Raw genomic sequence first — 24,391 nt, 5'->3', positions numbered from 1 at the left:
TAGTTTTTTAGCAAAATTTTTATTTTATCATAAAATTATTTTATGAGTCAATACTTCAGAAGCAAGAAATTAAATTTACACAATACACTATAAAAATCGCAATTCCATTAACGGTTCCACACACATTCATTCTCCTTTAACACAAAAACACATCACTACATTTAAGTAGTGATGTGTTTTTGATAAGGCATAAATAAATATCTACTTTTCCGTCTATATACTAACCTGTTTGCTAACTGTTTCCCTCGCTAAAAGAAAACTCATAATCACTTGCGCTGCTACTCTACTCGTCATATCTCTGAAATCAAGAGTTGGATCAATCTCTACTATATCCATCCCTTGAACGAGCGATTCTTTACCAAGGAATTCAATCGCATCTAGTAAAGTCGTACTATCCATCCCACCAGGCCCAATTGCTGGACAACCTGGTGCAAACGCTTGGTCTAGCACATCCATATCAAGAGAAATATAAATAGAAGTCACACCTTGATTTCTTAATACTTCAATACTTTCCGTGATAATATCTTTTATTTCTCGCTCTCGTACGTCTTTCATTGTATACACTGTTACACCATGCTCTATTGCATATTCATGGTACGCACGTGCATTAGAAAAATTACGAATTCCAATTTGAACGAGTTGTTTTCCAGTAATGACATCATTTTCTAGTAAACTACGGAATGGTGTACCATTTGACGGGCCTCCATCATCTAAATTACGTAAATCATGATGAGCATCAAATTGAATAATTCCGACCTTTCCTTTACTGTTTGCAAAACCTGTTATACTCGGAAAACTAATCGAGTGGTCACCGCCAAGAACGATTGGTATCATGTTCGGGTTTACTTTCGTTACATGCCCAACTGTTTTCGCAATTCGTTTATGACTTTCTTTTATATCCGTCACATGCATCGTAATATCGCCGCAATCATATAAGACACTTTCTTTCATATCGTGTTCTTCTGTAATTGCATATGTGCTATATGCATCTAACATCGCACGAATTGTTTTTGGCGCAAAACTCGCTCCTGAATGACTAATAGACGGTTTAGAAAGGGGTGCTCCAATTAAGGCAGCACCGAATATTTCCACACCTTCCTCCCAATCTTTAATCATCTCACTCCATTTCGTCACTTCACGATCAATAAACTTTGCATTTTTCTTTAAATAGTGGCCGTGCTCCACGATTGTTCACCTCTTGTATATGCAATATTACCATTCTTCCATACTGTATTCACATGACTTACGCCGTAATGATACGGTACGTAAGCATAATTGTAAGCATCCCATAAAACTAAATCTGCCTTACGACCAACTCTAATTTTCCCAGCTACATCACCACGGTTAATGGCATATGATGAGTTAACCGTTACGGCATTCCAAACTTCTTCTGGTGTCATTTTCAATTTTAGCATCGCAATGCTCATAATAAGCTGAATATTTTCAGTTGGACAGCTACCTGGGTTAAAGTCTGTAGCTAACGCAACTGCAACACCTTCATCAATCATTTTACGTCCACGAGCAAAGCTTTCTTTATTTAAATAGAAAGTTGTTCCTGGTAATAAAGTTGCTACTGTATTAGAATTTGCAAGCATTTCAATTCCTTTATCAGAAGCACCAACTAAATGGTCCGCTGATGCTGCACCGATTTCTGCCGCTGCTTCCGCACCACCAAGAGGGTCGATTTCATCTGCATGAATTTTCACATCAAAGCCAAGCTCTTTCGCTTTTAATAAAAATTCTTTTGATTCTTCTACAGAGAACACACCTGTTTCACAGAAAATATCAACGAACTCCGCTAATTGCTTCTCTTTCATTTCTGGTAGTAGGTCTAACATCCATTGTAAAAATTCTTTCGATCTACCTTTATACTCTTTCGGAACTGCATGAGCACCTAAAAATGTTGAAACTAAATCGATCGGATGCTCTTTTTGTAATTGTGCTGTTGCCTCTAATTGTTTCCATTCCGTCTCATCATCTAATCCGTAACCACTCTTCGCTTCTACAGTAGTAACTCCGAAAGATAGCATACGGTCTAAATGGAATTTCGCTTTTTGAACAAGTTCTTCTTTCGACGCCTGTTTCGTTGCATTTACAGTTGAAAGTATGCCTCCGCCTTGTTCTAAAATTTCTAAGTACGGAACTCCTTGTAGTTTTAGTGCGATTTCATTTTCACGAGATCCACCAAATACAAGATGAGTATGCGGGTCAACAAGACCAGGAGAAACCATTTTCCCGCCGCAATCAATAACTTCTCTCGCTTGTAATCCTTTCGCTTCTTCCGCTGTTCCAAAGAAAGTAATTACACCATTTTCAATTCCAACCGCACCGTTTTCGATAACAGGAAGCGTGTTCATCGCTTCCCGTCTTAACAAGCCATCTTCTTGATCCATTGTTAGTAATTGACCGATATTTATTAGTAAAGTGTCCAGCATGTTTTCTCCTCCTTATTTCATCATCGGAATGTTAACGCCTTTTTCTTTCGCAGTTTCCACAGCTAAGTCATACCCTGCATCCACGTGACGAACAACACCCATACCAGGGTCAGAAGTTAATACGCGCTCAATTCGTTTTGCTGCTGCTTCTGTTCCATCTGCAACGATAACCATTCCCGCATGAAGTGAATAACCCATACCAACGCCACCACCGTGGTGAACAGATACCCAGCTTGCACCGTTTACACTATTAATTAATGCATTTAAAATTGGCCAGTCAGCTACTGCATCACTACCATCTTTCATCGCTTCTGTTTCACGATTTGGAGATGCTACTGATCCACAATCTAAATGGTCACGACCGATAACGATTGGTGCTGATAATTCACCATTTGCAACCATTTCATTAATGATGCGACCAAATTTCGCACGCTCACCGTAACCAAGCCAACAAATACGTGATGGAAGCCCTTGGAATTCAACTTGTTGACGTGCCATACGAATCCAGTTACATAAATGTTCATTATCAGCGAACTCACGTAAAATTACTTCGTCTGTTTTATAAATATCTTCTGGATCACCAGAAAGTGCTACCCAGCGGAATGGTCCTTTTCCTTCGCAGAATAATGGACGGATAAATGCTGGAACGAATCCTGGGAAATCGAATGCATTTTTCAAACCTTCATCGAAAGCAACTTGGCGAATGTTATTTCCGTAATCAAATGTAATTGCGCCTTTTTCTTGCATAGCAAGCATTGCTTCCACATGTTTTGTCATACTTTCTTTTGATAATTGTACGTAGCGTTCTGGATCTTCTTCACGAAGTTTCGCTGCTTCTTCTAACGTGTAGCCTACTGGAATATAACCGTTTAATGGATCATGAGCAGATGTTTGATCTGTAACTAAGTCTGGTGTAATATTGCGCTTCACTAGTTCTGGTAAAATTTCTGCCGCATTTCCTAATAAACCAATAGAAATCGGTTCTTTCTTCTCTTTATACTCGTTCGCAACCGTTAACGCTTCTTCTAATGATTCTGTATACATATCACAGTATCTCTTTTCAATACGACGATCGATGCTGCGCTTATCAACATCAATAGCAATGACAACACCGCCGTTCATCGTTACAGCAAGAGGTTGTGCACCACCCATACCACCTAAACCAGCAGTAAGTGTTAATGTACCTTTTAATGAACCATCGAAATGTTGACGAGCTGCTTCACCAAATGTTTCATATGTTCCTTGTAGAATCCCTTGCGTTCCAATGTAAATCCAGCTACCAGCTGTCATTTGTCCGTACATCATAAGACCTTTTTTCTCTAGTTCTCGGAAGTGATCCCAGTTTGCCCATTTTGGTACTAAGTTTGAGTTCGCTAACAAAACGCGAGGTGCATCTTCATGTGATTTAAAAATGGCAACTGGCTTTCCTGATTGAACAAGTAACGTTTCATCGCTTTCTAACGTTTTTAATGAATCTACAATCGCCTGATAACTTTCCCAGTTACGAGCTGCACGGCCAATTCCGCCATATACAACTAATTCTTCTGGTTTTTCAGCAACTTCAGGATCTAAATTGTTCATTAACATACGAAGTGCAGCTTCTTGCACCCACCCTTTCGTTTGTAACTCTGTACCTCTTGGCGCGCGAATTGTTTGTTGTACTTTTTCCATTTCAATCTCTCCCTTTTCTCATTTTATAGTGCTGCGTTTACATCTAATCTTTCTTTTATCGAATAATTCGTTTTTAACCAATGCGCAATATTTTCAATATCTGTTGAGAATATACGGTCATTTTTAATAGATGGCACCTGCTGACGACCTTGATGGTAGAAGCTCTTCGTCACTGTACTCATGTTTTCAATTCCGCGATATTCTGCTGCTTGCATCGCACAAATCATCTCAATAGAAAGAACACGTCTTGCATTTTGAATAATCTGATGTGCATGGCGTGAAGCAATTGTTCCCATACTTACATGATCTTCTTGGTTAGCAGAAGACGGAATTGAATCTACACTCGCCGGATGTGCCAACGTTTTATTTTCAGAAACTAGTGACGCTGCAGCATATTGCATAATCATTGCACCAGACTGAAGTCCTGGTTCTGGACTTAAAAATGGTGGTAAATCATTTAATTGCGGATTCACTAAACGCTCAATACGGCGCTCCGAAATATTTGCAAGTTCTGCCATTCCTACTTTTAAGAAGTCCATCGCAAACGCAATCGGTTGACCATGGAAATTCCCGCCCGAAATTACTTTTTCCCCACCATCAAAGATAAGCGGATTATCTGTTGCTGCATTCATTTCAATTTCTAATTTTTCTTTCACATAATTTAAAACTTGCCAAGAAGCACCGTGTACTTGCGGGATACAGCGAAGTGAATAGGCATCCTGTACACGTAGTTCTCCTTGTTTTGTTGTTAATTTACTATCATGAAGAATGTCACGAATTCTGCTCGCTACTTCCACTTGCTCTTTATAACCACGTGCTTTATGAACATTTTCATCAAATGCATCAATAATGCCTTGTAACCCTTCAATTGTCATCGAAGCAATTAGTTCAGCTTGATACGCTGTTGCTTCTGCTTCTATATAAGAAAGAACTCCTTGTGCTGTCATCGCCTGCGTACCATTAATTAACGCAAGACCTTCTTTTGCTTCAAGTTCAATTGGCTCAAGCCCTTCTTCTGTAAGAGCAACCATTGCATGAACGCGTTTCCCCTTATAGAACACTTCACCTTCGCCTAATAATACGAGCGCAAGATGAGATAAAGGTGCTAAATCGCCACTTGCACCAAGTGAACCTTGTTGCGGAACGACTGGATGAATTTTACGGTTTACAAACTCAAGAAGCATATTTACAACAAGCGGCCTAACACCAGATACTCCTTTAAGCATCGTGTTCGCTCGTAAAATTAACATTCCACGCGATACTTCTTCCGGGAATGGATCACCAATCCCACATGCATGTGACTGAATTAAATTATGTTGAAGTGCCTTTACATCATCTTTTTGGATAAGCACATCACTAAACTTTCCAAATCCAGTTGTAATTCCGTAAACGACTTTTCCGTCCTCTACAATTTTCTCAACTACTTCGCGGCACTCCGCTACCTTTTGCATACTAGTTGGACAAGCTGTTACACCTTCTCCTTCCAGTAATAACCTCTTCATTTCTTCAACTGTCAATGTATGTCCTGTTAACGTAATCATCATTTTTCCTCCTTAAAAAGGCAAAAGGGGACCTTATCTTTTTAAGACAGACTTCTGTCCTAAAAAAGTAAGGCCCCCTTCTAACTAATAGACTATGGGCAAATCATATGTGATTAATTCCTAAACCAATCGCCTCATGCTCAGATCCTTTTACAGGTGCACCAATCGTTCCATATAATGCAACAGCAACCCATTCGCCTTCTTTTTTTCCGTCGTATGGTGTACCGCGCACAATCGCAAAACGAAGTCCTACTGTACGAAGAACGTCTGCTAACTGAATTTGACCTCTCGTCACTCCGTACAAAGCTTCCATAATTGCATGATAAAGTGCATGTGTTTCTCTGTAAACGTCTGTTTCAATAACTTGGTTGCTTTTAGCCGCTGTTTCCATTGCTGCGACAACCTTTTGCGAATTCATCGAACCCACTTTCCCCGTACAATACTTCCAACCTTTTGGAATGGATAATACAGGACTTTCATTCTCATCCGCAAGTGCCAACAGCATGGCCATACGACCAATTCGATGTGTTCCTTGAAGAAGCATGTGACTCTCTCATTTCTTTTGAATTATTTGAATATTACTTAATTTAAGAATATATGAAAACGTTTAAATCGTCAATAGTTTAAAATCATATTCAAACATTTTTTTCATCCCCATAATTTTGTGTACACAAATGATTTACACAAAATTTCCAAGCATGCTATAGTCTCACTAACAGATGCAAAGGGGCGAAATTTCAGTGACAAAACGAAAAGATATTCATTTTCGAATTGAAGAGAAATTACTTAAAAGGTTTGAATCAGCACTCCATTACGAAGGTTTAAAGAAAACAGATGTATTAACACATGCAATCCAACAATTTTGCACAAAGGTGGAATGTGACAAAATGAATGATGTAAAACGTCAATATAACGTTAGCAACCATTTACAAACACGCATCGACACACATACACATTACGAAGAAAAACACGTAGATTTAGATAAGATCGTCATTGAACATTTACAACTTCAAGGGGAAGAAAATATATTAGAGGTTGGGTGCGCTAGTGGAAAATTCCTTTCCCTTTTACAAACAAATGGTCATAAAGGCCCATTAACCGGGTTTGATCAATCCGAAGCTATGCTTGCTGAAGCTGCTAAAACAAATAACTTAATAGAATGGAAACGAGGGGATGCTAGTAAACTTCCTTTCGAAACAAATTGTTATGACCTAATAATTGCAAGACATATGTTATACCATGTGAAAGATGTTGAAAAAACGATTCAAGGATTCCATAAAGTAATTCGTCCTGGCGGAACACTTTTAGCTACAACAAATTCTAGCGTTACACTACCTCGTATAGTTGAAATGTGTAACCGTATGTTAGACGCATTTGATTTACCGAAAACAACATCATCAGTCACTCCATTTTGTTTAGAAAACGGTAAAGAGATATTACAATCTGTTTTTCCAACTGTTGAAGAAACAGTTATTCATAATGCTCTCGTTTTTCATCATGCTACTCCGATTGTAAACTATATTTCTAGCATGTTTCCGTCGCTAAATATACCCGATAATATGTATCTTCAAGCCGAGATGAAAGAATGGCTAACAGAAGAAATCAACCAGGAATTATCTCTCCATAACGGTATATGGCGTGACCCAAAAACGTTAGCCATTTATCGATGTCAAAAAGAAAAAAGCTAGCATTTGCTAGCTTTTACACGTTTTCTCGTAAAAGTTTCTCCATTACTACATTACCTTTACCACAATAAAAATCTGTATTATGTTCGTCTGCCACTCCAAAATAAGAGGCAATTGCTATTCCAAATGGTACAAATGCATGTCCTTGTGCTGTAATGATATTTGAGTGTTTCACAACTTCTTCATACACGAAATTTTCTACTGGAAAACAATCAAATTTTTGATAATCTATAGTCGCAGTATAAGAAATCCCTTTAAATAACCCTGCTTTTGCTAGTGCATACGGTCCAGCACAAATTGCCGCCACTAATTTTTCTTGTTCATGAAATTGACGAATGATTGAAAAAAGAGGTTTTGCATCTTCCAACTGTCCTTCTTCTCCACCTGGAATAAGTATCCCCTCATACTCATCTACACATACTTCACTTACTTCTATATGCGGCTGCACTTGCAATCCAGTTTCACTTATAACCAATTCTTTAGTTAAGCCCGCTGTAATGATTTCATATTTATTTTTCAGCAATGCCGTCGCTACTGTTATTTCAAACTCTGCAAATGTTGAGTATACAAATAAAAGTATTTTTTTCATAGCCCTCTCTCCTTTAACCAGTCCATAAAATATACCTCTAAATCGTCCACTGTTAATCTATTCGTGTCCACATAAGTTACAGGAAATTTTTTATACCAGTCTTTTTCAGTTTCTACTAATTTAAATTGCTCCTCAAACGTACTTCTGTTTCTTGTTCTATCATTATTTTTTCTATCATATACATTCTTTTTCGTAACATCTAAGTAAAAAATCACATCCGAACGGCATGCTCTTAATTTATATAATTCATCTTTCAATTCAGTTTCTATATCCCACTCTTCTCCTATAATCGTTGGATAAAAGAGTGTAAAAAACTCAATGTCTTCTGGTCCGCGATCAAAAATTACGACTGAATCTTTCACATTTTGAAACTCCTTTATTTTTGCTTCCATAAACATTTTTTGATTCATAATAAACCCTACTTTTGAATTCATGTCTAAATTCAATTTTTTTCGCTTCTCTACAATTGGATATGGATTTTCATATATAACTCGAAACCCTCTCTTTTCTAACCTTTTTGCTAATGTTGTTTTTCCGCTAGCCATCGGCCCTTGCAGTGAAATTACGTATGCCACACCTCTCATTCCCTTACACTTTAGTACACCTATAATATACAGAATCTTGAAAACTCTCAACATTATATATATCATCTTGTTTCTTATTCTTATCTAACTTATAATGAAAAATAGAGATTATGACGGACGCATCAATAATGTAAGCTTGGAAATCCAAGCTTACATTATTTTTTGCTTTCTCTTTTCTAACAAAAAGAGTATACTAGATTAGAACGTATGTTCTTAATAATTACATACAGTAAGGAGATAGAACAATGGTATACGACACAAAAGCAATTTCTTGGAATGAATCTTTAAAACAACTTCAACGCCGCTATACAAACAAACAAGTTGACCGAAAAGAATTTGAGGATATTGAACTGATGGAATTCTTCCGCGATAACGACTACATTTCTTTACCTACACATATAAGCGGCCTATCAAAAACACGTTTTACTTCTTACTCTATTTTCACAACTGAAGATAAAGATCGTAAAGTTGGCACACTTATTATTGAGTATGTTGAAGACGATAATAATAATTTATGTGTTGAACAACTATACTTCGTTTAAACTATAACGCTTGGTCAAAATGACCAAGCGTTCTTGCTTTCTATGAATCTCACTGTATATAATATGAATAAAAGAAAACCGCTATCATTAAGGGGGGATATGCTTGCTCGAAGGATGGTTCAGTTGGTTCATTGTATTATGGACGGTTATTTTATTAGGGCTTATGTCTATCGGTGGATACTTTATGTTCAGAAAATTCCTGAAACGATTACCAAAAGAAGACGGCATGTCCATTTTGGATTGGGAAGGACACTACATAAATAAAACGAGACATTTATGGGATGATGAACAAAAACAATTGTTAGAAGAGCTTGTAAGCCCTGTTCCAGAACTATTTCGTGATGTTGCAAAATCAAAGATTGCTGGCAAAATCGGGGAACTTGCATTACAAGAAAATGCCTCTCAAATTACACAAGACTTAATTATTAAAGGGTATATCATTGCCACACCAAAGCGTGATCATAAATTTTTAATAAAAAAACTACAAGAAAAAAAGATTGATTATTCTAACTATCGATCTTTACTCGCAAAGTAACTTCATATTATTTTCGATAAAAAAGACAGCGCCTTTGACGCTGTCTTTTTATTTGGTACATATACAGTTTTTAAGTTAGCTTCATATCTTTTTCATTATAAAAACCATCTTCTTTTTCCATTTCCTTCTGTAATTTCGTAAAGGAACGATACATTGCAATTCTCCATGACACAATCATCGCAAACGCAAGTAAGAAGAACATGCCACTAAGTTGTCCTAAATCAAGAGATTGACTTAAGTAGGTTTTAAATACAATCCGCACTACAAGTAATCCAATTAATATGAAAACAAAGGCTTTTGAACGCTTCAAATAAATCTCTTGTCCTCTAATTTCAAATTTAGATGTTTTAATAAGAAAAATAGAGAAAATCAAACCGACACCAATTGCTTCTAACATTTCTGCTGGAGTTAATCGAAATTCAGGAAAAACATACATCAATGCACCCGTACTCATAAAAAATGGTGGAAGTATAATTTTTTTCAATGTTGCAGGTTTCTTAGCTGCTTTTAAACGAATAAACATCGCACCGACAGCCATACAAACAGCAACGATACTTGATAAAAGAACTATGTTCATATTTTCTCATCCTTTTTTGTGGCTATATGCAAAATATACTTTCATTATATGCTTTTCCGTTAGTATTTCCAACATTTTCGCAGAATAATACTAAAAACCAGTAAAACCACCAAATAAACTTGAGAAATATACGATAATTTTCGTCATCCAGTTAAAGTATAGGAAGACACCCATAACAATCATAATATATCCTCCGACTTTCATGAAGGCCATACTATTTCTTTTAATCCAAGACATTTTCGTAATAAAGAATGACAGTACGAAAAACGGGATTGCAAATCCAAGTATGTAAGCAATCATATATATCATTGCTGATTCTGGATTTGTTGCTGCTAATCCAATTACAGACACTAGAATTGGTCCGGTACATGGCGTCCACCCTGCTGCAAAAGCTAATCCGATTAGTACTGATCCAAAATAGCCACTTGGACGATTTTTAAATGTAAATTTACGGTCTTGCATTAAAAATTTCGGCTTAAACACCCCGACAATAATTAAGCCGAACACGATGATAAATATACCACCTAACTGTCTGATTAAATCTTTATAGTCAGTAAAGATTCCTCCAATAAAACTTGTACCAAATCCAATTGCAATAAATATAATTGAAAATCCAAGTAAGAAAAACGCTGTATGTATCATACTTCTTTTGCGAAGCATTGCATTTTCTTCTTTCAATTCAGAAACCGACATACCTGTTATGTACGATAAAAATGCCGGATAAAGCGGTAAGCAACATGGGGAAATAAATGATAAGAACCCGGCGCCAAACGCTAAAAAAATACTAATATCTTGCATCATTCCACTCCTCTCCCTAAATATTGTAACAAAAACACATAAAAATACTATGAACAATTCGTGAAATCACTTTTACAACGTGGCAATAAGAAAAACCGCACTTCCTCACAGTTTCTAATAAAACGTTTTCATTTCCTTCTATTATATAGAAAAAACCCAAATGGATTATAAAACTCCTTTAATTGTTATTACCATAACAAAGGTAACATAGTTTCTCAAATAATTAGCACGTTACTAGTACGTCTATATACATATTGGTTTAAAAAATATTTTTTTCAAATGCTATCTCTATACAATGCAAAGTTTATTTTATAATACTTCTACTATTAAAAATTTCAAGATTATGCATAAATATCATACTTTTATTATTATTCTATAAAATGTCATACTTTTCTTTCATTTGACCCTTTATTTCTAATTTTGTATACTTCCCTCTAGTTATATATTTTCGATACGGAACAACTTCATATAGATGGGAGGAATTTTTCATGCTTCGTTATTCTCTTTTAGTTTTATTAGGAGCGTGTAGTTATGGAATTTTAGCTATTTTTGTTAAGCTTGCATATGCAGAAGGATTTTCACTTGGAGAGGTAATTGGCAGCCAATATTTGTTCGGTTGGATTATTTTGCTTGCTATTACACTTCTATTTTCTAGACATCGCGTTCCTTTAAAGCAAGCATTACTTTTATTCGTTGCAGGAACATCTGCAAGTTTTACCGGAATTTTTTATTATGCTTCATTAAAAACTGTACCAGCTTCTATTGCAATTATTCTTTTATTCCAATTCGTTTGGGTCGGAATTATCATTGAAGCAGTCGCAACAAAAACATTACCTTCAAGAGAAAAAGTTATTTCTGTTATTTTCTTACTTGTAGGGACATTTTTATCAAGTGGTTTACTTGAACAATCAGTAGGTGCTTTCGATACGACTGGGGTCATTTTAGGTTTATTATCTGCTGTTACATTCGCAACATACATTTTCGTAAGCGGAAAAGTTGCTGTTGAAGTACCTTCATTACCGCGCGGTGTTCTCTTAATGACTGGTGCTTTAACTTTAGTCATGATTGTATTCCCACCAACATTTATTTTTAATGGTGCCATTTCTCAAGGTCTTTGGAAATACGGTTTAGGATTAGGAACATTTAGTATCGTTATTCCATCTATTGCCTTTACAATCGGGATTCCAAAAATCGGTTCTGGCTTAGCGACTATTCTTGGTGCAGCGGAACTACCAGTTACAACAATTATGTCAGTATTCGTTTTAAAAGAGGCTGTACTATCTTCACAATGGTTCGGTGTATCACTTATATTAATTGGGATTGCAATCCCGCAAATTGCATACGCAATGCGTGGACGTTATCGTAAACATCATACGCATAAAAAAGTCGCAGCATAAAGTGAAACTTTAATTAGTTGAACCAATCGGGATTTTATGGGATAAACGAGAGAGGATTTTCATTTGAGAATCCTCTCTTTTATTGTTGTATACTTATGATAAATATTTTGCTGAAGAAAGAAGGCATACTACATGGTATCTATTTCAAATCAACTAAAAGAAAAACTTATTTCCATCCGTCGACATTTACATGAGTATCCAGAACTATCATATGAAGAGTTCGAAACAACAAAAGCAATAAAAAATTGGTTAGAAGAAAAAAACATTACTATCATTGATTCCAATTTAGAAACAGGAATTATCGCTGAAGTGTCTGGTAATAAAAACGGACCAATTGTAGCAGTTCGTGCTGATATTGATGCCCTTCCTATTCAAGAAGAAACACATTTGTCCTATGCATCTAAAGTACGAGGGAAAATGCATGCTTGTGGACACGATTTTCATACAGCTGCTATTTTAGGTACTGCTTTCTTATTAAAAGAAAGAGAATCTTCCCTAAATGGAACGGTTCGCTTCATATTCCAACCAGCTGAAGAAAGTAGTAATGGCGCTTGCAAAGTTATTGATGCTGGACATTTACGTAATGTGCAAGCGATTTTCGGCATGCATAATAAACCTGATTTACCAGTAGGTACAATTGGCATTAAAGATGGTCCACTGATGGCCGGAGTTGATCGATTTGAAATTGAAATTCACGGAGTTGGTACACACGCGGCTGTACCAGATGCTGGAGTAGATCCTATTGTCGCATCCTCTCAAATTGTGATGGCACTGCAAACAATTGTAAGCCGAAATATAAGTTCATCTCATAATGCAGTTGTTAGTGTTACAAATATTCATGCAGGAAATACGTGGAACGTGATTCCTGAAAAAGCTACGTTAGAAGGAACGATTCGCACATTCCAAGCTGAAACACGTGAAAAGATTCCAGCACTCATGGAGCGTATTATTAAAGGTGTATCTGATGCATTAGGTGTAAAAACGAAATTCTGTTTTTATTCAGGTCCTCCTGCTGTTCACAACGATAAAGCTCTTACAGACTTATCTACTCAAGTTGCCACAAAGATGAATCTTAATATCATCTCGCCTAGTCCGTCAATGGCTGGAGAAGATTTCTCATTTTACCAACAGGAAATACCAGGTTCATTCGTCTTTATGGGAACGAGCGGTACACATGAATGGCATCATCCTGCTTTTACAATTAATGAAGAGGCACTGCCTATAAGTGCAGAATACTTTGCTTTACTAGCCGAAAGAGCACTTAAACAATTCTCATAAAAAAAGCCGTTCAAAGTGCATCTCAGCACCCTGAACGGCTTTTCTTATTAAGTTAAATCACGTTTTAAAAACACAGTATATGAAATACATAAAAATACGAACAAATAAAGTAACAACATACATGATGCAAACGGGAATGTTACTCCATCAATAAAACTTCCATTCTTTGAAATACTATATAAATCTGTGTTTGCTGGCAATAAATATTTCGCCCAGTTATATCTAGTGGCTGCTAATAGCGCAATATTGCCTGATAAAGCAAGGAATAGTGAAATACCAATTGCACCTCCACTAGATCTTGTTAACACAGAAATCATAAATGCAAACGATGCGTACACAACCGTTGGTAACCACGATAAAACATAATATTTACTTGCTTCTACAAAAATGTTTTGTTTTATTATATTTCCATCTTGGAAAATAAACTCACTCCATGCAGGCTGTTGGAATTTATAAATAACAAGTCCACATAAAGCGGAGAAGATCATATTAAATATAAATAATAAAGCTGCAAATATAACAATTGCTAAAAATTTTGCTGTTAAAATTTTAAAGCGACTCGCTGGTCGTATCGTTAAAAATTTATATGTTCCCCAGCTATATTCATTCGCAAAAATTGTACTTGCATACACGAGGATAAATGGGAGCAAAATTGGAAATACGATAAAACCTGTATCTCTCATGAAAGAAAGTGGAGAACTGCTTGCCGGTGCTGTATCCGTATCTAAATGCTTCATCTTAAGCTGGTATTCTTTTACAAGCTCATCCCCTGATTTTTCTGCTAAAATAGCTTCTTTTTTCATGCCAAGCTTTTTCTCAATTTCTACAGTTCGTTCTGTATAATCTACTTTCCATCCTTTTGTTTCCGGTTCAAAATACTTTACCGTAACCCATCCTAATCCGATTATTAATACTGCAATAACTGCAAATGGAATAATCGTTCGCTTCCGCTTAAATATTTTATACAGTTCGTTATATACTAAATTAAACAATATCTTTTCCCCCTGTTAATTCTAAAAATTGCTCTTCTAACGTTTTTCTTTCTTCATATACACGATACACTTGAATATTTTTCTCAAGCAATGTACGAATAACATTTGGGATTTCTTCATCTTTTACATTAATAAGTAATTCATTATCTTTTACTAAAACATCATGCCCTAATATTTCTGCTGCTTTATTCGCATCATCTACACGTATACGGATCGTCTCCATCTCTTCGCTTTGGCTATGCTGAATATTTTGCGTAGCCACATATTCCCCGTGCTGAATAATGATAACTCTGTCACACATTAATTCAACTTCTGAAAGTAAGTGACTTGATACAAGTACAGCTTTTCCTTGTTCATGTGCAATTTTTTTTATGTACATTCTCATTTCATGTATTCCACTAGGGTCTAATCCATTTGTCGGTTCATCTAGTATCAACACGTCTGGATCGTGAATAAGTGCCTGAGCGATTCCTAAACGTTGTCTCATGCCGAGTGAATACGCTTTTACTTTGCGATCAATTACTTGTCCCATCCCTAACAATTTCACTACTTCATCGATACGTTCTTCGGTCACATTACCATTCATTCGTCCGAAATATGTTAAATTTTCATAGCCGCTCAAAAAAGGATAAAATTCAGGTGTCTCAATTACCGCTCCAATTTTCGCAGCTGTTTTTTCGAATTGCTGTTTCACAGATTGACCATCAATCCATACTTCACCTTCTGTCATACGGATCATACCAACCATCATTCTCATTAAAGTCGTTTTTCCAGCACCGTTTGGTCCGAGTAAACCGACAACCTCGCCTTTTTTCACTTCAAAACTAATATTTTGTACAAGTGTCTTTGATCCGATTCGCTTCGTTAACCGATCGACTTTTACAATTGATTGTTCATTTGTCATTCTATACAACCTTTCCTTCCCATTCTTTGTCAGGTCTTTTCACTGTAACATGATTATTTTTATGTGTAAAATAGAAAAAAGCATGATTTCTCATGCCCTTTCTTTAAACCGCAACGAATTTTCATCTTTTAAATTTCGAACAAATCGATAACATTGCATCATCGATATTAAAACGACAGTCATCATAATTACACTAATAATTACAACTGCATATATTGTAATTGGCGCACTATTTATTCCTTGTATCCCTGCGATTTTCATAAAGATAACCGTGAATAATTTCAAAAATAGCATCCCATTAATTAATCCAAAAACAAACGCTGCTCCATAAATGAATAATTGCTCCTGACATAATACACATAGTACCTCTTTTCTTTTCATATTTTCTTCTACATAAGATATAAACTCCTCCCTCCTCACATGCAAAAGGGAGTACATCATTTTATATGTAGTAAAAATACATATGAAAATTAGTACAATAAAAAGTGTGTAAAAGTACATTTGAAATACAAATGCATCCCCTACTTTCAAAATAGCTCCTTCATTAAATTGTAACGATATCATAAAAAACAAAATCATAGTACTCATAGCAATCCACATAAATTGCTTCATCCTTTTGGTAGCAAATGTTATAATATTTTTTCTCGCTAACCGACATAAAGACATAAAATTCTTCCCCTACCTTATTACATACGCATTCTATACTACTAGTGTATAAAAATATGACATTTTAAACATCGCACTACAATCGGAATTTCTTCTAAGTCTTTAGTCCTAGAAAACGAAATGATAAAAAATCACATTTAGAATATAATTGTAAAAAGGAGGAGGTTGCATGCGTATAAAATTACTATCAATCTTGTGTTTATTATTACTCACAAGTTGTAGCCAAATAAAAAACAATGAAGTTGCCATTGTTGAGCCATACAAATTAACAAAAGAGCAAGCTTCTATTTTACAAATGACTCCTTTTCAAGAAGGAAATAGCATATTTTATAACGTTACGCTTAAAAATGATAAAGATGAAATAAATGCTACAATTGATTATTATAACAATGGTAAGAAAACAAAAGAAATTGCTAATATAGCTACCTCACATTTTTCAAAAAAGAAAGTAAAGCTTTCTTTTTTACCACCACATTTCCAATTTGATAAAGATATACAAGAAAAAAGGCAGTGGTATCTGAATATTGAAGGTGGTTCAACACTTGTTCCTGAAGAAGCGCCACCAAGCGTAAATAGCTCTGCAACTACTACAATCCAATCTATAAAAAATTTAAAATACAATCAAAAAACAACTTTAGCTGCTGTAATCCAAACCAGTAAAGAAACTGTAAGCGTCCCTACAATTGACGAAGAAAAGGGTATTGATTTACTCTTAAAAGAAAATGAACACGTTTATCTATTTAGTATCGAGCTAAAAAAAGAACAATAAAGCGGAAATGCAACTTAAGTTGCATTTCCGCTTTATTGTTTAATAAGGTGTACTTTTATGGATTTGAATCAAATCCATTTTCTGTTACTACTATTACTCATCTTCTACTTCTATTCTTTTCTTCTCTCTTGCAATTTTTAAAAACTCTAGCAGCTCTGGATTACTATTCATTTTTTTGTAAGCCACTGACATTTCTGCAACGAAATTAGAATCATATAACTCTTTATATACAACTTCTGTTTTATATAACTTATTTGCCGACACGGGTATTACTGTAATTCCAATCCCTGCTGCTACAAGCCCCATAACTGTTTGATACTCTGTTGCTTCTTGTACAATACGTGGACTAAATCCAACTTCTCTACAAAGAGATAAAATTGTATCATACAAAGCTGGCCATACTGGTCTCGTAATAAATACAAACGGCTCATCTCGTAAATCTTCTATATGTATTTCATCTTTCTCTGCAAGTGGATGTGCCTTTGGTAAACATAAGGTGCATGATAACCTTTGAATTGGCTCTAATTCTAATAATTGCGTTGGAATTGGTGGACGTAAAAAGCCAATATCGATACGGTTATCATGAAGTGCATGAACTTGATCTGGTGTTGACAATTCATGTAATGCAACAGACACTCTCGGAAAATTTTTTCTATATTCCCTAACAATTGATGGTAAAATATCATATATCGCCGCACCTACAAAACCAATTGAAAGTGATCCTACTTCTCCCCTTTGTGCACTTTGTGCAACTTCTACTGCTTTTTCAATTTGTTCAAACGCCTTTTTTACTTCTTTTAAAAACATTTCTCCTGCTTCTGTTAGTTCAACCTTTCTTTTCGTTCTTGAAAATAATGTAACTCCCATTTCTTTTTCTAATTGCTGTATTTGTTGACTAAGTGGTGGTTGTGTCATTTGTAAACGAGCAGCCGCCCGTCCAAAGTGTAACTCTTCTGCCACAACAACAAAATATTGCAAATGCCGTAATTCCATTTTTGGACACCCTTTTCACTTTCGATTAATATGTCTAATATATTAATAACATATAATTTATATATTAGACAAATATTTCGAATGAACGTATAGTAGAAATTGTTAATTCTTTTTTACAATTTTTATGTAAAAAAAGAAAGAGGTGGTTACTGTATGAAATGGTGGAAGTTAAGCGGACAAATTTTATTACTATTTTGTTTCGCTTGGACAGGTGAATGGATTGCAAAACAGGCACACCTCCCAGTTCCAGGAAGTATAATCGGTATTTTTTTATTATTAATTTCATTAAAATTTAATCTAGTTAAAAAAGAATGGATACAGGACGGAGCAGATTTTTTATTAAAAGAACTTATTTTATTTTTCATCCCTTCTGCAGTCGCTGTCATACGTTACAGAGATACACTAACACAATATGGAATCGATCTCATTTTAATTATTATGATTAGCACTCTTTGCGTTACCTTAGTTACAGGACTTTTAACAGAATTGCTACTAAAGCGGAAAGGATCAACGCAATGATCGGATTTCTTTGTTTACTATTAACACTATTCACATATTGGATATCAAAAAAAATGTATCAACGTTGGAATTGGAGTCTACTTTCTCCTCTTCTCGTCTGTCCCATTATTTTAATTGCTTTATTGCTCGGATTAGATACACCTTATGAAACATATGAATCTGGTGGTCATTGGTTAACTGAATTATTAAAGCCCGCAACAGTTGCTTTTGCATGGCCAATCTATAAATACTTTGATTTATTAAAGAAACATGGAATGGCTATCTTACTTAATGTCATTGTCGGTTCGTTTTTATCAGTCATTACTTCAGCACTACTAGCAAATTATTTTCAAATTGATTCATCACTAGAACATAGTTTAGCGCCACATATCGTAACAACACCAATCGCAATGGCTATTTCAGAAATGATTGGTGGTATGTCACAATTAACTGCTGTATTTGTCGTTTTAACTGCCTTAACAGGAGCATTGCTCGGTCCTTCTCTCATACGTATTTGCCGTATTAAAACAGCAATCGCAAAAGGTATTATGTTAGGAACGAGCGCAAATGGAACCGGTACATCAAAAGCATTCGAAATCGGTCCTGTGGAAGGAACAATTGCAAGTTTATCTATGCTTTTAACAGCAGGCGCTAGTTTAGTTATCGTTCCGCTTTTCTTGTCTTGGATACATTAAAGAAGCAAGTATTTACATACTTGCTTCTTTATCTATATATTGGCACAGCAATTCATAATCCTCTGGAAAAGCTAAACACAATTGTTCAACTTCATGTATCCCTTTCCAAGCAATTTCATGTATTAACTCATCAGGATCTTGGATTTTCATATTACCGCCTATTTGTTTAACAAAATAATAATGGACATACACTGGAACACCGTATGTAATACCCTCTTTTTCATATATTTTATTTACAACTTCCACATTGTAACCTGTTTCTTCCCAAACTTCCCTAATACAACATTCTTCTAGTGTCTCTCCCTTTTCAAGTCCTCCACTTGGGACAGACCACCTTTTTTCTTCTCCCTCTTTGCCCTGCAATACCATTAAAACTTCATTTTTTTCATTTACACATACCGCTGCACTACCTATCCATCTCTCCATAAACATCCCTCCCCTACTAAAATTCGCCTTCTTTATTATTTTCCCCTTGAAAAAAAGAGGAAAATAATAAAACAATGACGAAAAGTTACATCAACTTCATAGACAATCCCTTCTTAGAAATTAAAACTGGAAGGATGAAAATATGATTTCTAATTATGTTGTGGAATGTGTCTTTTGTGAAGAAAATCGAAAACCTCGCCAAGCTATTGTCACAGTTCCCGCCACTACTCAGCTACTAGCCCTTGAAAAAGTGCGCGCGGAATGCAAACGTCGCTTCGGAAAAACTGTATTATTGCAAACAGAAATTAAAGAAGAAATAATTTTCGAACAAAAAGAAAGCTGACCATAAATTGGTCAGCTTTCATATCCGATCATATTTTCACATGAAGATTAGGGGCATCCTCTTTAAGGATCGGGATTTTCCCATTATGTACGCTCCATAATGGTCATCGAACAATATATTTCTATACAATTAAATATTGAATAGAATAGGGCAAAACTTGTTCGCATTTTTAGAAAAGGGATAGGGATATAATTCAAGTAGTACTTCGAATACTCGAACTTTACACTCATAATATTAAAGCAAATCCTTTTATATGGGAAATATGAATTACCTATATAATTCATTCGTAAAATATATTAATAGTTTGCTATATTAATTTTATCTCGCTATTTGTAAGCAGTAACCCCCTACTGATTATAATTTCACTTTATTCCATCAATAGCATACACCCAGCTAAAACCGGTGTCATAATCATCGAAAACCTCAAAAGCGTTCGCGGTGCATAATTTGTAAACTTCGCGCCAATGTATGCCCCTAACATGGTCCCAATCAATACTTGCAATAACAATATATAATCTAAATATCCTTCCGAACTATATCCTAGCCCGCCTCCAATTGCAATCGGTAATATAACAAGCATTGTTGTCCCTACAGATTGCTGAATCGTTAGTCTCAATAGAACCATTAATCCAAGCTGAATAAACGGTGCAGAACCAATCCCAAATGAACCAGCCATCATTCCAGTAACTAATCCAAGGCATATACATTTCAACAAGTAGTTCATGGAAAACTCTTTATGCTTATATAAAGATGACTGTTCTTTGTTTTGGAACATAATTAATTTAATAAACATAAAAATTGCCGATAAAAATAACATCCCAGCTGTAAACCAATGAAGAAGATGTGCTGGTATAAGTGAACCAAATTTAGAACCAATATAAGAGCCAATTGCGCCAAATCCTCCAACAATCCCGCCTATAATAAATGCAACATTGCCTTCACGGTAATGACTGACAACACCTGATAATGTCGTAAATGCCATTGCAGTTAAAGATGTTGCAAGAGCAACATGAATAGGAATATGGAATACTAAAGTGAGTATCGCGATAATAAACCCAGCTCCTCCAGCTCCAACAAATCCTAATAAAATACCCATTACTAACATTGTTATAATAATTGCCACAGACTTTCCCTCCAGTAACACAATTATCCATCATATTTATCCTTACATACAAATAAAAAGCATCCTAGATGGATGCTTTTTATTTCAATGATATGTACTTAATCTTGATTAATCAAAATAACTGCTGGACCAGCGACCACCACTCCAGCTACTTCTATCTTTTCAAATTCCTTTACTGTAATAGAGATAACTCCTTCTCTTTCCATCAATTCTTTACTCAGGACATCAGTCGGGATTGCTTTCACCGTCTTACCTCCTTTTCATTTATACAATATGATAAAGTGAAACTTTAATGAGTGGGGTTTTTGTCCGTACTTATTAATTATTACCCCTCACCAATCGGACTAATAATCACCCAATGCATCTATATATATGCATCACCTCCGCTTTCATTCCTTATTCCACTCAAAAACCTTCTCCCCCTTCCGTGACATATTGAAAAATAAAAAAGAAGCTATAACATATAGCTTCCCTCTACGTTTCTTTAATCTTTATGCACCGTATATTCCATGACTTTTCCATCTCTATCAAATTGGAAAACAAGCTGTTCGCTATCTATTGGAATAAAGCCACGTTCAGTCCCAAGATAATACAAAGTGGTAACTCCTTCTTCCCCACTTCTCGTTTCCGTTGGAGCTCCTAACAATTGTATAATTTCTTCATTTGATTTCCCTATTAATTTATATTTTTGTAATAGATCATCTACCATATATACCCGCTTATCTGCATGATTTAACCATCTATTTTGATTAAACTTTGATGTATATTCATTTACACTTAGTTGTACAGTGCACACTATTAATGGTATGAGTGCTACTATTAAAACCCCCAACATTTGCTTCTTTTCTTCATTACGATTTTTAGAAACATATAAAATAGCCCTTTGAATCATGACTAATAAAACAAATGGTATGAATACTACAAAAATGCTCCTTACACTTAAGGGTATATGGACCATATCAATGACGAATATAAATAGAATGTACATTACTATATACAAACAAAAATAGACATACAAAATGCCACGTAGCATAGCGTTCAGAAAGATCTCCCCTTTTAACTCACTATATAATTCATCCGGCTAATCATTTCTCGAATCTGTTCTAATTCTTGCACTGTATATACTACTTTCCCTGTTAAGATTTCATTTCTGAAGAACGTTACAATTTGCTCCCGATTTTTTAATCTAGGTGTTTCCTCACTAGAAAGATCTATTATTTCTTTTCCATTTTCATTATAAAAATATACAACTGGTTTTACCTTTTCTTTTATACTATTAGCCTGCATTTCTTTCAAACAATTGTATAAAATTTGAGATAGTTTCTTCGCCTTATATACTGGATTTCCTTCATTTTTCACTTGTATAGTTGACGAATCTTTACCTACTATATATTCAAATGTCTCTTCTTTTTCAACTTCTTGTTGATACTTACCCATTTCATCAATCATAAATGAATATATACCAGCATTTTCTTTCGTTAAACCATGAATTAATTTCTCTTCCCATTCTTTCGTCTCAAGTAGATAAATACCAGTTTTGCACAAGATGAGATGATGGATTCGATTATCGTTTATTTCACTATTATTTTTAATAAAAACATTCGGCATGATTTGAATTTCAGCATCTAATATGATGCCTTGCTCTATGAATCCTCGCTTCATATAATGTAATGTTTCGTACGTATTCATTTCAGCACCGTTTTTAGTATATTCTCGTAAATTTGCAATTAATTTTTGAAACATATGTATTTCGTTATTATGTTTATTTTGTATTTCACTACGTTCTTTACTATGCTGCATAGCTAATTGATTTTTCATCATACGCATATTTTCAATTTCTCTATTTGCACTTACTTGTAAATCATTGTATTTTTTCTGTTCCATATTTTTTAAATTATTTTGTTGTTCTTTATGCTCTATCACTGTAGCTGCAATTTCATTTTTATACGTTTCAATCGCTTGTTTCTTTTCAAATTCTACTTGCTGACTCTCTGATTCTAACTGTTTATTTTTATAAAACAGCACAAATGCTACAGCTAATAATATTAAAATCGCACCTATTAGCACATAATTCATATTTTTACTCCTTTATTTCATTTTCGATTATTTTTTATAAATATATCTACTATAGTATACTATGGTTTCGATATAGACTTTGTAAAAGTTGTATATTTTTAATAAAAGGCACCTCTGACGGGGCACCTTTTATTTTCACTCTATTGTACACCATACTGAATATAACTCGGATCGTAGTATATCCATTGATTTGTCCCTAAGCAAAGCCATCCATCTTGCTTACTCCACACTCGATACGATTCACCCTGATGTAACTGTCTTATAACATTTCCATTTAATGATGGAGCATCACGCAAATTTACATTATCACCAGTAATAGTCGCCACATAATGTTTATACTGAATATAACTCGGATCATTATATACCCACTGATTTGTCCCTAAACAAAGCCATCCATCTTGTTCTCCCCAAACTTCATATGTTTCGCCACGATTCAATTGGCGAATTACACTAGACTGTAAAGATGGTCCACTTCTCAAATTCACATTATCTCCATTAATTATAGCAACCCCGTACACTGGAGTTGCATTATTAGGCGGGGAAACATTACCTCCACCACTTGCTCCATTCCCTTTTAAAGCTTCTAATGAAACTGCAGCTGATACATCACAATTTCCTACGCCTGAAATTTGTCCAGAATCTGTGTACTGCCACGCTGTCCACGCTGTCCATCCACCAGCATCAGCAGGCGGTGTACTCGAGTATTTAGCAATCCAAAGCGGTATATCACTTAATCCGCTAATTCCGAACTCATTAATATACCAAACTCCTGTATATAACATTACATCTTTTCCAGTAGCCTGTTTCACATAATTTATGAAGCTTCTTGCCCAATTCGATATAGCGTTACCAGTTAAATTACTGTTGCTCGGATCTGTTGGTGATTCTAAATCCAGAACTGGCATTAAGTCTGTCTGGTTATTTTGTAATATACCCACAAAATATTTCGCCTCTGAAATTGCATCATTTTGTTCTGGGCGTGCAAAATGGTATGCACCAATTAATACATTCGCATTTCGTGCTGCTTGTACATTCTTAGTAAAAGTAGGATCAATGTAGTTTACACCTTCTGTCGCTTTTGCATACGCTGCTGGAACTCCAGATGCCTTCACTGCATTCCAATCAATATTCCCTTCCCAATGAGACACATCAATAAACGTAACATTTGAACTTGATCTGTTTTGCATATAAAATCTCCTATCAATTTTTTTACTTCGTATACATACAATATGTACAAGTTTCATAAGAGGACACAACATTTATGCTATAGAAAC

29 protein-coding genes are annotated in these 24,391 nt (G+C 35.2%); 9 read left to right on the top strand and 20 right to left on the bottom strand.

What is annotated here, in order from left to right; all coding sequences use genetic code 11:
• Positions 1-213: 213 nt before the first annotated feature.
• The 5 genes from hutG to hutP all read right to left on the bottom strand — a co-directional run bounded on the left by hutG (position 214) and on the right by hutP (position 6,191).
• A complete protein-coding gene (gene hutG / locus AC22L0_RS18500) occupies positions 214-1,185 on the bottom strand; it encodes a formimidoylglutamase (protein ID WP_000399828.1) in 972 nt (323 codons plus the stop codon).
• Entirely contained in the window at positions 1,164-2,435 is a 1,272-nt protein-coding gene (gene hutI / locus AC22L0_RS18495; protein ID WP_087967697.1) for an imidazolonepropionase, read from the bottom strand. Before hutI ends, hutG begins: the two co-directional genes overlap by 22 nt.
• A 12-nt stretch (positions 2,436-2,447) precedes the next feature.
• Complete coding sequence (gene hutU, locus AC22L0_RS18490) at positions 2,448-4,106, bottom strand: urocanate hydratase (protein ID WP_000416946.1); 1,659 nt, start codon at positions 4,104-4,106, stop codon at positions 2,448-2,450.
• A 23-nt stretch (positions 4,107-4,129) separates the two neighbouring features.
• Positions 4,130-5,647, bottom strand: coding sequence for a histidine ammonia-lyase (gene hutH, locus AC22L0_RS18485; protein ID WP_000631875.1), 1,518 nt, complete (start codon positions 5,645-5,647; stop codon positions 4,130-4,132).
• A 103-nt stretch (positions 5,648-5,750) separates the two neighbouring features.
• Positions 5,751-6,191: a histidine utilization transcription antiterminator HutP gene (gene hutP / locus AC22L0_RS18480; RefSeq protein ID WP_000926516.1), complete on the bottom strand. Its 441-nt coding sequence runs from the start codon at positions 6,189-6,191 to the stop codon at positions 5,751-5,753.
• Positions 6,192-6,387: 196 nt separating this feature from the next.
• Between hutP and AC22L0_RS18475 the strand changes: the two genes are divergently transcribed.
• The gene (locus AC22L0_RS18475) at positions 6,388-7,335 is read left to right on the top strand and encodes a class I SAM-dependent methyltransferase (RefSeq protein ID WP_000166777.1); all 948 of its coding nucleotides are present in this window, start codon (positions 6,388-6,390) and stop codon (positions 7,333-7,335) included.
• Between the two features lie 13 nt (positions 7,336-7,348).
• On the opposite strand, the gene AC22L0_RS18470 is transcribed toward AC22L0_RS18475, so the two are convergent.
• Positions 7,349-7,921, bottom strand: a complete 573-nt coding sequence (locus AC22L0_RS18470) for a DJ-1/PfpI family protein (protein WP_061655820.1) — start codon at positions 7,919-7,921, stop codon at positions 7,349-7,351.
• On the bottom strand, positions 7,918-8,505 hold the full coding sequence (locus tag AC22L0_RS18465; protein ID WP_001986424.1) for an AAA family ATPase: 588 nt from the start codon (positions 8,503-8,505) through the stop codon (positions 7,918-7,920). Before AC22L0_RS18465 ends, AC22L0_RS18470 begins: the two co-directional genes overlap by 4 nt.
• 245 nt (positions 8,506-8,750) lie before the next feature.
• On the opposite strand from AC22L0_RS18465, the gene AC22L0_RS18460 reads away from it, so the two are divergent.
• Both AC22L0_RS18460 and AC22L0_RS18455 read left to right on the top strand, forming a co-directional pair.
• Positions 8,751-9,047, top strand: a complete 297-nt coding sequence (locus AC22L0_RS18460; RefSeq protein ID WP_000262400.1) for a hypothetical protein — start codon at positions 8,751-8,753, stop codon at positions 9,045-9,047.
• A gap of 103 nt (positions 9,048-9,150) precedes the next feature.
• A complete protein-coding gene (locus tag AC22L0_RS18455; RefSeq protein ID WP_087967692.1) occupies positions 9,151-9,582 on the top strand; it encodes a DUF2621 domain-containing protein in 432 nt (143 codons plus the stop codon).
• Positions 9,583-9,652: 70 nt separating this feature from the next.
• Here AC22L0_RS18455 and AC22L0_RS18450 read toward each other — a convergent pair whose 3' ends face one another.
• From AC22L0_RS18450 to AC22L0_RS18440, 3 genes are all read right to left on the bottom strand, one after another.
• Positions 9,653-10,159 carry a CcdC family protein gene (locus tag AC22L0_RS18450; RefSeq protein ID WP_001028440.1) on the bottom strand — a complete coding sequence of 169 codons (507 nt, stop codon included), beginning with the start codon at positions 10,157-10,159 and terminating at the stop codon, positions 9,653-9,655.
• A gap of 90 nt (positions 10,160-10,249) precedes the next feature.
• On the bottom strand, positions 10,250-10,957 hold the full coding sequence (gene ccdA / locus AC22L0_RS18445; RefSeq protein ID WP_001152676.1) for a cytochrome c-type biogenesis protein CcdA: 708 nt from the start codon (positions 10,955-10,957) through the stop codon (positions 10,250-10,252).
• Between the two features lie 16 nt (positions 10,958-10,973).
• On the bottom strand, positions 10,974-11,123 hold the full coding sequence (locus tag AC22L0_RS18440; RefSeq protein ID WP_071686460.1) for a peptidase T: 150 nt from the start codon (positions 11,121-11,123) through the stop codon (positions 10,974-10,976).
• Positions 11,124-11,445: 322 nt separating this feature from the next.
• On the opposite strand from AC22L0_RS18440, the gene AC22L0_RS18435 reads away from it, so the two are divergent.
• Together AC22L0_RS18435 and AC22L0_RS18430 are read left to right on the top strand one after the other, a co-directional pair.
• Positions 11,446-12,354 carry an EamA family transporter gene (locus tag AC22L0_RS18435; protein ID WP_000947046.1) on the top strand — a complete coding sequence of 303 codons (909 nt, stop codon included), beginning with the start codon at positions 11,446-11,448 and terminating at the stop codon, positions 12,352-12,354.
• Between the two features lie 132 nt (positions 12,355-12,486).
• Positions 12,487-13,632, top strand: a complete 1,146-nt coding sequence (locus AC22L0_RS18430; RefSeq protein ID WP_000253673.1) for a M20 peptidase aminoacylase family protein — start codon at positions 12,487-12,489, stop codon at positions 13,630-13,632.
• A gap of 47 nt (positions 13,633-13,679) precedes the next feature.
• Here the strand turns inward: AC22L0_RS18430 and AC22L0_RS18425 are convergent, their stop codons facing one another.
• The 3 genes from AC22L0_RS18425 to AC22L0_RS18415 form a co-directional block, all read right to left on the bottom strand.
• The gene (locus AC22L0_RS18425; RefSeq protein ID WP_000482759.1) at positions 13,680-14,624 is read right to left on the bottom strand and encodes an ABC transporter permease; all 945 of its coding nucleotides are present in this window, start codon (positions 14,622-14,624) and stop codon (positions 13,680-13,682) included.
• A complete protein-coding gene (locus AC22L0_RS18420; protein WP_000180622.1) occupies positions 14,617-15,528 on the bottom strand; it encodes an ABC transporter ATP-binding protein in 912 nt (303 codons plus the stop codon). The genes AC22L0_RS18425 and AC22L0_RS18420 overlap by 8 nt, the downstream gene beginning before the upstream one ends.
• 90 nt (positions 15,529-15,618) lie before the next feature.
• Positions 15,619-16,194, bottom strand: a complete 576-nt coding sequence (locus tag AC22L0_RS18415) for an ABC transporter permease (RefSeq protein ID WP_069604019.1) — start codon at positions 16,192-16,194, stop codon at positions 15,619-15,621.
• Between the two features lie 169 nt (positions 16,195-16,363).
• Here AC22L0_RS18415 and AC22L0_RS18410 point away from each other — a divergent pair, with 169 nt between their 5' ends.
• On the top strand, positions 16,364-16,963 hold the full coding sequence (locus AC22L0_RS18410) for a hypothetical protein (RefSeq protein ID WP_001220602.1): 600 nt from the start codon (positions 16,364-16,366) through the stop codon (positions 16,961-16,963).
• 93 nt (positions 16,964-17,056) lie between these two features.
• On the opposite strand, the gene alsR is transcribed toward AC22L0_RS18410, so the two are convergent.
• Entirely contained in the window at positions 17,057-17,956 is a 900-nt protein-coding gene (alsR, locus tag AC22L0_RS18405) for an acetoin biosynthesis transcriptional regulator AlsR (protein ID WP_000423236.1), read from the bottom strand.
• A 153-nt stretch (positions 17,957-18,109) separates the two neighbouring features.
• Here alsR and AC22L0_RS18400 point away from each other — a divergent pair, with 153 nt between their 5' ends.
• Together AC22L0_RS18400 and AC22L0_RS18395 are read left to right on the top strand one after the other, a co-directional pair.
• Positions 18,110-18,475 (top strand): CidA/LrgA family holin-like protein, encoded by a 366-nt coding sequence (locus AC22L0_RS18400; protein ID WP_000872365.1) that lies wholly within the window; start codon positions 18,110-18,112, stop codon positions 18,473-18,475.
• Positions 18,472-19,149 (top strand): LrgB family protein, encoded by a 678-nt coding sequence (locus tag AC22L0_RS18395; RefSeq protein WP_000578954.1) that lies wholly within the window; start codon positions 18,472-18,474, stop codon positions 19,147-19,149. The genes AC22L0_RS18400 and AC22L0_RS18395 overlap by 4 nt, the downstream gene beginning before the upstream one ends.
• A 12-nt stretch (positions 19,150-19,161) precedes the next feature.
• On the opposite strand, the gene AC22L0_RS18390 is transcribed toward AC22L0_RS18395, so the two are convergent.
• Positions 19,162-19,575 (bottom strand): NUDIX hydrolase, encoded by a 414-nt coding sequence (locus tag AC22L0_RS18390; RefSeq protein WP_000442975.1) that lies wholly within the window; start codon positions 19,573-19,575, stop codon positions 19,162-19,164.
• Between the two features lie 142 nt (positions 19,576-19,717).
• Between AC22L0_RS18390 and AC22L0_RS18385 the strand changes: the two genes are divergently transcribed.
• Entirely contained in the window at positions 19,718-19,918 is a 201-nt protein-coding gene (locus tag AC22L0_RS18385) for a DUF3903 domain-containing protein (RefSeq protein ID WP_000625226.1), read from the top strand.
• Between the two features lie 367 nt (positions 19,919-20,285).
• Here AC22L0_RS18385 and AC22L0_RS18380 read toward each other — a convergent pair whose 3' ends face one another.
• The 5 genes from AC22L0_RS18380 to AC22L0_RS18360 all read right to left on the bottom strand — a co-directional run bounded on the left by AC22L0_RS18380 (position 20,286) and on the right by AC22L0_RS18360 (position 24,304).
• Complete coding sequence (locus AC22L0_RS18380; RefSeq protein ID WP_000974655.1) at positions 20,286-21,041, bottom strand: sulfite exporter TauE/SafE family protein; 756 nt, start codon at positions 21,039-21,041, stop codon at positions 20,286-20,288.
• A 98-nt stretch (positions 21,042-21,139) separates the two neighbouring features.
• On the bottom strand, positions 21,140-21,286 hold the full coding sequence (locus AC22L0_RS18375; RefSeq protein WP_000644411.1) for a BC1881 family protein: 147 nt from the start codon (positions 21,284-21,286) through the stop codon (positions 21,140-21,142).
• 239 nt (positions 21,287-21,525) lie between these two features.
• Positions 21,526-22,074: a hypothetical protein gene (locus tag AC22L0_RS18370; RefSeq protein ID WP_000943751.1), complete on the bottom strand. Its 549-nt coding sequence runs from the start codon at positions 22,072-22,074 to the stop codon at positions 21,526-21,528.
• Between the two features lie 23 nt (positions 22,075-22,097).
• The gene (locus AC22L0_RS18365) at positions 22,098-23,117 is read right to left on the bottom strand and encodes an NERD domain-containing protein (RefSeq protein WP_087967690.1); all 1,020 of its coding nucleotides are present in this window, start codon (positions 23,115-23,117) and stop codon (positions 22,098-22,100) included.
• A gap of 140 nt (positions 23,118-23,257) precedes the next feature.
• Positions 23,258-24,304: a GH25 family lysozyme gene (locus AC22L0_RS18360; protein WP_001181406.1), complete on the bottom strand. Its 1,047-nt coding sequence runs from the start codon at positions 24,302-24,304 to the stop codon at positions 23,258-23,260.
• Between the last annotated feature and the right edge of the window lie 87 nt (positions 24,305-24,391).

Source organism: Bacillus sp. LQ01, from assembly GCF_057624735.1.
This window is presented reverse-complemented; position numbering and strand designations above follow the sequence as displayed.